Here is an 8,514-nt window from a genome sequence, read left to right as displayed (position 1 = left end):
GTGGCCGGGTCTGCCCGGTGCTGGAGCTCGTACCTTCCGCGCGCCCGTACCGCCCACTCACGCCGACGTCTCTGGGCCCTCGCACGCAACGTCGGCACTCGACCCTTCGCCCAGTCTCCTGCTTTGTTCTTCTTCTCCGTTCACGCCGACGTCTCTGGGCCCTCGCACGCAACGTCGGCACTCGACCCTTCGCCCAGTCTCCTGCTTTGTTCTTCTTCTCCGTATCGGCGTGATTCACCGCGACATCAAGCCCGACAATCTCTTCGTGGTCGAAGTCCCGAAGGAGCAGCTCAAGGTGCTCGACTTCGGCGTCGCGCGCGTTCGGCAGAGCCAGACCGAGGTCTCACGGCTCACGCAGGTGGGGCAGGTGGTGGGCACTCCGTTGTGGATGGCGCCCGAGCAGGTGCTCGGCCGTGATGTCGATGAACGAGCCGATCTCTACGCGCTGGCCACGGTGCTCTACACGCTGCTCGCGCGGCGTTTCCCGTTCGAGGGCGGCGCCATGAGCGAGGTCGTGATGTCACGGCTCTCGGGCGAAGCGCAGCCGGTCGGTGAGTTCACGTTCCTCGGTGAGCCGATTCCCAAGAAGCTGCAGCAGGTGGTCGCGGTGTGCCTCGCCCGTGACGTTGGCAGACGCATGACCTCGGCGCAGGCGATGGTCGACGCGCTCAACGAGGTCCTGCGCGGGCTGGCTCAGCCGACGAGCGACGAGCCCGAGGAGACGCCCTCGGGCCGTTGGTCGATCTTCAAGCGCCGGAGCTGAGGAGGCTCACGGCTTGTCGTCGCGGCCGTCCAGCGCTCCGGCCAGCTCGCCGCCAGCGCCCTGCTCGGACAGCTGCGTCGCGCTGTAGGACGAACCGACGACGTCACGGAGTGTCTCGAGCTCCTCCATCTGATCACGAATCGCCTGCGTCATCGGCTTCACGTCGCGCAGCGCTTCGATGGTTGCGTCGAGGGCGCGGTTGATGGCGTCGAACGAACTCTCACCACTCGACACGTTGATGCCGTTGTCGGCGAGCCACTGGTCGACCTTCGAGCGCAGCTCGGCGTCGCTGGGTCCCGGAGGTGCCTGGAAGACGGCGTCGAGGACCTGGTTGAGCACGGCGCCGCCCAGAATGCTGCCGACGGGACCGGTGGCCGACAGCGCAGCCCCGATGATTCCCGAGGTGACGTCCTTCGCGAAGTCACGCACCGCGCTGCCCTCCTCGGGGTTGTCGTCGGCCGCGTCGATCACGCGGTTGCCGGCAGTCTGAACGATGCCGAGGAGCTGTCCGATGGTGCGTCCAGCTGCGCTCGGATCATCGGCGACCGAGGCCATCGTGCGCTCCATGAGGCGATCGATGTTCCCCTGGAACTGCTCCCTCAGCTCGGCGGGCACGTTGGGGTTGAATGAGATCGACTCGAGCAGCTGCACCAGCGTCGCCTGGCTCTCGCCGGGCTTCAGAATGTTGGGCTCATAGCTCCTGTCGTTGACCAGGTCCTCGAGCAGCTGCGGTGACGCAGAGAGCAGGTTGTTGATGCCCTCGATGGCCTGGGGATCGCGAAGCAGACTGTACGGCGGGTCGCCATTGGCGGCATCGCCGAACTGATCGCGGCGGTCGGCAAGGAAGCCGTTAAGGCTCTCGAGCGCCTCGCGCTGCTCTGCTTCCGTCTCGAGGTTTTCGTGAATGAGCTGAGGCGTCTGCGTGTAGCCGATGGAAGCGGCGACGCGGAACTCGTCGGCCTTGTCCCCACCCGCGGTGGCGATCGCATCGGCTGCGTCGGCCAGCGAGTCGATGGCTCCCGGCACGCGGCCGTCGAAACGGGTCGCCTCACCCAGTCGAGCGATCGTCTCCTGCGTGAACCGCGGGCCCAGTTCCTTCAGCTCTTCTTCGAGCTCGCCCGGCCCGTAGCCGTTGCCGCGAGCCGTGAGGCGGGCCGCGCTGCCCAGCGCGAACTGGAGCGCGTTGTGGGGAATGGCCGGGTTGTTCTCGTCAGCGCCCAGGCGATCGTCCCACTCCTCGACGAAGGCCTCGACGTGCTCGAAGGCCGCCTTCTGCTGGGCATCGGTCGGGTAGTACTTGTCGATCAACGAGTCGGTCGACGTGAAGGCGAGCGCCTCGGCCTGCTCGAAGCCCTGCTCACGTGCGGCGAGGCCGGCCATCTCGACAGCGCCACCAAGCGCGCGGTTGTTGCCCTCGATCGAGAGGTTTCCGATGAAGAGCGCCGCGGAGTCGGGGCCCATCTTCTCGACCGCAGTGTTCATGTCGGTCTGGGTGACGGCGCCGCTGCGAACGGCGTGATCGACGGCCGCTGAGACGGTCGAGATCTCGTCGAGCTCGTTGTTGATCGTCGCTCCGGGGACATCGCCCGCTGCGAGGTACAGCTCGGGATGATCCGAGTTCAGGGCCTGGCGCACCATCTCGTCGCGCACCGCGGGGTCCGTCTCGCGCTCGAGGGCATGGGCGAACTGAGAGGTCGAGCTCACCATCTCGAGGTTCTGCTCGGCCTTCTGACGGACCGCTTCCGGAACGGCCGTGGCCGTCACACCAGCTGCGATGCCGGCGTTCAGCTTCGACACAGCGGCGCCTGCCTTCACGCTCTGGGCTCGCAGTGCACGAAGCTGCTGCACGTCACTCATCGGCGCGGAGGGGATCGCGTCACGCAACGCCCTGCCTCGACCAGTGGAAAGCTCGTCGCGGGTGTTCACGGGGCGGCGCGGAGGCGGCTGTCGCTGAATCGGCTGCTTCGTGGTGGTGGGCCGCGCGATGGGCGTTGGCTTCGTCGTGTCGAGCTTTTTGATGGTCATCCGATCCCCTTTGGAAGGACAGCTGTGGATTGTCGGGGATTGCCGCTGTGACGGCGAGGCCACGGGATGTCAGGAGACGTGACGTTTCAGGCACGATTCCGGGCCGAATTTCGGCGAGATCTCAGACGGACGACTCGAGAAGGCCACGAATGGTGAGCGGGCTCGAGCCTTCGGCTTTGTTGTTCACGATGATCCACAGCTGGCGTCGCGCCTGCTTCGTGGCCTGCACGAGTCGCAACACGTCGGCCCGCATCGCGTCGTCGCGTGCCTGAATGCGATCGAACGGAGCGAACGCCTCTCTCGCCTCTTCGTATCCAACGCCCTGCGGGAGCAGCAGCCGGCAGACGGCGAACGAGGCGGTGAAGGACTGTTCCCGGGCGAGCTGCTCACCGAGCGTCGACATGCGCTCCCAGTGATTGAACACGTGCGCGACGTTGTGCCGCTGGAGCGCCTGGAAGTAGCCGGGCGTCATCCACTCGGGGTTGCGCAGCTCGACGGCGTAGCTCGGGCCACGGGGCAGGGCGGCGAAGAACTGCTCGAGCTTCTGATTGAAGATCTGCGGCGCGAGCAATTCCGATCTCGAGAGCGGCAGCATCTGAAACAGCAGCGGTCCCAGGTGCTCCTTGAAGCTCGCGAGGGCGGGCGTGAGCACCTCGTCGCGGAAGAGCTTCGCGTTCAAGAAGTCGGGGTTCGGCGCGCGGGTGCGTGGGTCGACGTACGAGCAGACGCGGCTCCACACCTTCATCAGGCAGCGAAAGCCGGGCGGCAGCTGTTTCGCGTAGCCGGCGAGTTCCTGGCTCGAGAGTGGCGCGTAGTAGCTGCGATCGATGCCCACCGTGTTGAAGAGCGGGTGTCGCGAGTAGGTCTCGAGGCCGTGCGCGACCAGCTCGTCCATCGTCGGCTCGCCCGGGTACACGATTCCTTTCCACCCGGGGAACGTCCAGCTCGTCTCGCTGGTGCCACCTGCGAAGACGCACCTCACCAGCTTCCACGGAGTCTACGCCCCGCACGCGGCCCTTCGCCCGCTGGTGACAGCGCCTCCACCGAAGCCTGCGCCGGCAGCGCCAGCCTCCTCGAGCAAGAAGCGTCGTCGCCCGTCACGCAGACTCGACTGGGCCAGCCTCCACCAGCACACCTTCGGTACCGACGTCCTGCGCTGCCCCTGTGGTGGCCGCCGTCGCATCATCGCCATCCACTCCACCCGCAAGGCCGCCGAGGAGCGTCTCACCCAGCTCGGCCATCGCCTGCCGCCGCGCCGGCTCCTCCCGCCCGCCACCGCTCAGCCCACCTTGCCGCTGGCTGGCTGAGGCATCGTCTCATCGTCCCCGCGGGCTCCGCCTGTGGCCGGGTCTGCCCGGTGCTGGAGCTCGTACCTTCCGCGCGCCCGTACCGCCCACTCACGCCGACGTCTCTGGGCCCTCGCACGCAACGTCGGCACTCGACCCTTCGCCCAGTCTCCTGCTTTGTTCTTCTTCTCCGTCGAGATCCCGATTCCGGCGGCGCTGTTCGACTCACCGGACCTGCGCCTGTCGTCACTGTCGCTGGGAGGAAGCCCCCTCTGGCAATTGCCTCGTGGTGACGTCGCAACGGCGCTGCGCTATCTGTCCGTCATCAGCAACACGCTCAACCCGCACGTGCGACCCTTTCTCGCGAGAGCCCGTCGCCTCACGTTCCTCACGCTGTGCGGCCCATCGACGCAAGACTTCGATGTGTTCACTGCCGCAGCGTCGTTTCCCGAGCTCACGCACCTCGAGCTTCAAGAGGAGCACGCGATCGACTCGCTGTTGGCGCAGCTCGCGAGCGCGCCGTTGCTCGCCCAGCTCGAATCGCTGAGCGTGGCCGGGCGCGTCAGTGACTCGACGCTCCAGGCGGTTCTCCGCTCGGCCGAGCGCTTCAGACACTTGAAGACGTTCCGGATCGACAGCGGTGCCTCGCGCAGCAGAACCAACGCGGAGCTGCGCCGATCGCTGGTCGCGCTGCTGCCTTCGCTCTCGATCTCGTTGTGGTAGCGATCAGAACACGCCGTCGCGGCGGCTCAGCAGGTCCTTCAGCATCACGTCGATCGTGTCGCGCACCTGGTCGTTCAGTTTCTGAACCAGCGCGAGATCGGTCGCTGCCTGTGCTCCGCCGTCAACCACGATCGGCGTGCCACTGCGAGCTCGAGTCAGGGAATGGGAAGAGCACGCCGACGGCGGGCGCGGGCATGAACCGCTCGACGAAGTCCTCCCGCCACGGAACACCGGGCGCGGTGTCGGCGACGAGGGCCCTGGCCAGCGGCGCCAGCACTCCCCTGCGGCCCACGTCGGGGGAGGTCACGAGGAGCACGGCGGTCGTCTCTCAACTCGGCCATCCGCTGTCGCCTCGCCGACTCCCGGCTAGAAGCAGACTCCAGTGCCGTTGGGCTGCGGCAGGCAGACGGCCTGGCCACTGCATCGCGCCAAAGAGAACCCGCCATCAGCACCGCAGATCTTCAATTCGTTCCCGCTGGTGACCACAGGTTCGCACACCATGGCGCCTGGCGTGACAGCCGGGTTGGTGTCGTCACAGTCGTTGGAGAGGGTCGAGTAGCCTGGAACCGCAAGGCACGACTGGAGTGCCGCGCCTGCGCCGTACCCATCGAGGTCGAGGTCAGGGTACCAGGCCCGCGTCAGCGTCTCATCGACCAGCCCATCGCAGTCGTCATCGAAGCCATTGCACTGCTCCGCAGACAGGGGAGTGACGGTCGCCAACTGGTCATCGCAGTCCGTTCCCTCGACCAGCCAGTTCGTCGTTCGATCGATCACCCGAACGGGGCTCGCCGGTGTCATCCCTCCGTCCTGGAGCTGACAGACGGGGCGAGCGCGCCCCCCTGGCACGACGTTTCGACACCTTGACGAAATGAAGCCATCGCCGTCGACATCACCGGCGCCAGGCAGGAGTCGCTCGTTGGTGCCCAGAGTGCAGGGGTTGCAGTCATCGTCCACTTCGTCACAGAAATCCCGCGCGCTCGGGTTGATGCGAGGGTTCGTGTCGTCGCAGTCATCGCCGCCACACGCGACCGACGGGTGACTATCGTTGTCGCGGTCGTAGTCCGGGCCACCGGCAGCCCGTCGGTACCCACCGGGCACCTCGACGATGAGGTTGAGCGAGCCGCCAAAGAAGTCGTAGCAGACGGGTGGCGGACAACTCGCTTTGGTGGTTCCGCGAGGCCCCGGAATCTCGATGCACCCGGCCGTGTCACAAGGTCGTGGTCCTCGAATGCAGCCCATGCTGTCGGCCTCTGCCGCGCGTGGACGACACAGCTCGACTCCGTTACAGGGGCGTCCGTCGTCACAGTTTGGGTCAGTCGCACACGGCGGTCGGCACGCGGCAAGCGCCTCTGAGCAGAACGTACCTTCGGGGCAGCGCAGCTCGGAACGAACGCACCCCCGCGCGTCGGCGCCAGGCGTCTCGGGCGTCGCGCACCGCTCCGTGCCGTTGCAGAACGTCTGATCGAGACAGTCGCTGTCCGATCTGCACCGGCTGGACGAGGTTGGACCGCAGCTGCTGAAGGCGACGAAAACGAGGAGGTGGACTCCAACGAAGATCGAGTGGCGATGTGAGAGCATCATTCCCTCTTCAGAGAAAGCGTTCGGACTGAGCGTCGGTGGAGACCTTTGCGTGCGGGAGCCCCGGCGGCCAGAGAGCCGCGGGGCCGAGGCGGGCGTTCATGCGGAGAGCACCGACGTTACACGATTCGGACCGCTGCTCACTGTCCTTTGCAAGGGAGCCGCGGCTCAGCCAGCCTTCAAGCTCGACCAGGGGTCTGCGGCAGGCGGCGCGCTTCTACCCGACCGAGGCGAATACCGAGCGCGGGGCTGCGCTTCTGAGGCGATTGGCTACTTGGCGAGCCTGAGAATGGAGCCGCTGAACTCGGCGACCCAGTAGAGCGCCTGCGCGTCTGCTGCGAGGCCGCGTGGCCCGGTGGTGTTGTTGGTGATGGTGTGCAGGTCGGTCGTCACGCCACCGCCCCGCGGCGCCTTCCTCAGCACGCCGCCTCCCGACTCGGGCCAGTAGACCGAGGTCGCGTCGATGACGATGCCCTGCGCCGAGTTGCCGCCCAGCGTGTCGCGAATGACGAAGGGGCTCGCGCTTCCCGAGAGGAGGACCTTCCGAACGCCCCCACCGTGCACCGGGTAGTACGCATAGTCAGTGTCGGCAGCGATGGACATCGGCCACGGCTGACCGGTGGCCAGCATGCGTGGCGTCAGCCCCGGCGTGTATTCCATGACACCACCGGCGCTGCTCAGGAAGCCGCCCCGCAGCGCCCACACCACCGTCGGCCCGTTGTTGGTGACCCAGCCGGGGAACGCGAGGGCGACGGGCTCCTCGAGCGAGGAGGCCAGCACGGTGAAGCCGCTGCCGTCCTTCGCGGCCTTCTTCACCGCGCCGTCGTGTTGGTAATACGAGACGCCGCCGCTCTGGGTGTAGGTGCCTCCGCAGGTCCAGTAGACAGTCCCAGCGTTGAGGGCGACCGACCAGGGCGCCGCCTGCGAGGTGGCGATGAAGGTGGCGGTTCCTCCGCTGAGGGGCAGGCGACGCACCGTGCCGCCCTGGTAGTTGTAGGGCACGTTGGAGGGCCCGAGCGTCGTGAAGACGAGGTCGGTGGCGTCGACGGCGATGCCCATGGGGCGCGGCAGGTTGTTCAGCAGGGTGACTGGCGCGCCGCCGTTCTTGGGCACCCTCGAGATGAAGCCATCGGTGTAGTTGTTGGCGCTGGTGCCTTCATTCGTCCAGTACACGAACTGCGCGTCGATGGCGATGCGGGCCGGCGAGAGGCCGGTCGCAAGGATGACAGGCTGGCAGACCCCGCCGCTGCAGGCGCCCCCCAGACAGTCGCGGCCGCACGCCCCGCAATTTCTGCTGTCGGTCAGCAGCAAGGCCTCGCACCCGTCGCGCACGTCGTTGTTGCAGTTGCCGCGGGTGGCGTTGCATTGAATCGTGCACTGGCCCGCGCCGCACGAGGGCGTTCCGCCGACCGAGCTGCATCGGTTGTTGCACTGGCCGCAGTTCGCGAGGTCGGTGCGAGTCTCGACCTCACAGCCGGTGCTGCCGAGTTGGTCGCAGTTGGCGAAGCCGGTGTTGCACCCGATGGAGCACGCACCAGCCGTGCAAATCGGGTAGCTGTTGGCGGAGAACCCGCACGCGAGAGGACTGCTCCAGTCGAGGCACCCGGACGCCGTCGTGACGCATTGCTGGGTGCTTGTCCCAACGCACCTCACCGCGTTCAGCGTGCACTGGTTGGCGCAACTGGATCCGCCTGCTGAGCCGCCAGCCGTCGAGCCGCCAGCCGTCGAGCCGCCAGCCGTCGAGCCGCCAGCGGAAGAGCGCCTCGTTCGCCAGCTCTTCACGTCGAAGTGCAGCCCACACCTCCCTGGGCGTGGTGGTGCCCGCGTGACCCAGCCGTCGCCCTGAACCCACTTCACCATTTACCGGAGCGGTTTCCGGGCGCAGGCTCTCGTAGGGGGAGCGGCGCTGGGGGGTGTCAGGGCTGGGGAGTACGCAGGCCTCGTGGGCGGGGCGGGGGAGGAACGGCGACGGGCGCCGGAGCAGTCACTGGTGCGGCGGGCCTTCGACGAGGGCTGGCCTGCGGTGTGTGGCTGGGTGCCAAAGCGGGTGCGTCGCGAGGCGGAGGCGTACCAGCGGTGCGGCGAGGTGCGGTACGGCTTCGTGGAGGTGGCGTGCGAGGACTGCGAGAAGTCACGGCT

The 8,514-nt window shown here is 67.2% G+C and carries 7 protein-coding genes and 1 pseudogene; 2 read left to right on the top strand and 6 right to left on the bottom strand.

Annotated features, from left to right (window positions below):
• Window positions 1-229 precede the first annotated feature (229 nt).
• Window positions 230-763 carry a serine/threonine protein kinase gene (locus tag Q8S38_RS17630; RefSeq protein ID WP_305681687.1) on the top strand — a complete coding sequence of 178 codons (534 nt, stop codon included), beginning with the start codon at window positions 230-232 and terminating at the stop codon, window positions 761-763.
• Window positions 764-769: 6 nt separating this feature from the next.
• Here Q8S38_RS17630 and Q8S38_RS17625 read toward each other — a convergent pair whose 3' ends face one another.
• Together Q8S38_RS17625 and Q8S38_RS17620 are read right to left on the bottom strand one after the other, a co-directional pair.
• Window positions 770-2,788, bottom strand: coding sequence for a hypothetical protein (locus Q8S38_RS17625; protein ID WP_305681686.1), 2,019 nt, complete (start codon window positions 2,786-2,788; stop codon window positions 770-772).
• Between the two features lie 121 nt (window positions 2,789-2,909).
• Window positions 2,910-3,683: a DUF72 domain-containing protein gene (locus Q8S38_RS17620; RefSeq protein WP_305681685.1), complete on the bottom strand. Its 774-nt coding sequence runs from the start codon at window positions 3,681-3,683 to the stop codon at window positions 2,910-2,912.
• A gap of 568 nt (window positions 3,684-4,251) precedes the next feature.
• Between Q8S38_RS17620 and Q8S38_RS17615 the strand changes: the two genes are divergently transcribed.
• A complete protein-coding gene (locus tag Q8S38_RS17615) occupies window positions 4,252-4,797 on the top strand; it encodes a hypothetical protein (protein ID WP_305681684.1) in 546 nt (181 codons plus the stop codon).
• A 3-nt stretch (window positions 4,798-4,800) separates the two neighbouring features.
• Here the strand turns inward: Q8S38_RS17615 and Q8S38_RS17610 are convergent, their stop codons facing one another.
• The 4 genes and pseudogenes from Q8S38_RS17610 to Q8S38_RS17600 form a co-directional block, all read right to left on the bottom strand.
• Window positions 4,801-4,926 (bottom strand): hypothetical protein, encoded by a 126-nt coding sequence (locus Q8S38_RS17610; protein WP_305681683.1) that lies wholly within the window; start codon window positions 4,924-4,926, stop codon window positions 4,801-4,803.
• Between the two features lie 237 nt (window positions 4,927-5,163).
• A complete protein-coding gene (locus Q8S38_RS17605) occupies window positions 5,164-5,595 on the bottom strand; it encodes a putative metal-binding motif-containing protein (RefSeq protein ID WP_305681682.1) in 432 nt (143 codons plus the stop codon).
• Between the two features lie 147 nt (window positions 5,596-5,742).
• Window positions 5,743-6,036: pseudogene (locus Q8S38_RS25015) on the bottom strand (hypothetical protein); the annotation flags it as partial.
• Window positions 6,037-6,645: 609 nt separating this feature from the next.
• Complete coding sequence (locus Q8S38_RS17600; protein WP_305681681.1) at window positions 6,646-7,686, bottom strand: NHL repeat-containing protein; 1,041 nt, start codon at window positions 7,684-7,686, stop codon at window positions 6,646-6,648.
• Between the last annotated feature and the right edge of the window lie 828 nt (window positions 7,687-8,514).

It is taken from the genome of Allobosea sp., from assembly GCF_030695125.1.
Taxonomy (GTDB): Bacteria; Pseudomonadota; Alphaproteobacteria; order Rhizobiales; family Beijerinckiaceae; genus Allobosea.
Note: the sequence above shows the minus strand (reverse complement) of the source record. Positions and strands in the feature narration are given on the sequence as shown.

Excerpts from the sequence above, each read along its gene's own strand:
- Q8S38_RS17625 (WP_305681686.1), bottom strand. The coding sequence starts at position 2,788 with ATGACCATCAAAAAGCTCGACACGACGAAGCCAACGCCCATCGCGCGG.
- Q8S38_RS17620 (WP_305681685.1), bottom strand. The coding sequence starts at position 3,683 with ATGGACGAGCTGGTCGCGCACGGCCTCGAGACCTACTCGCGACACCCG.
- Q8S38_RS17605 (WP_305681682.1), bottom strand. The coding sequence starts at position 5,595 with ATGACACCGGCGAGCCCCGTTCGGGTGATCGATCGAACGACGAACTGG.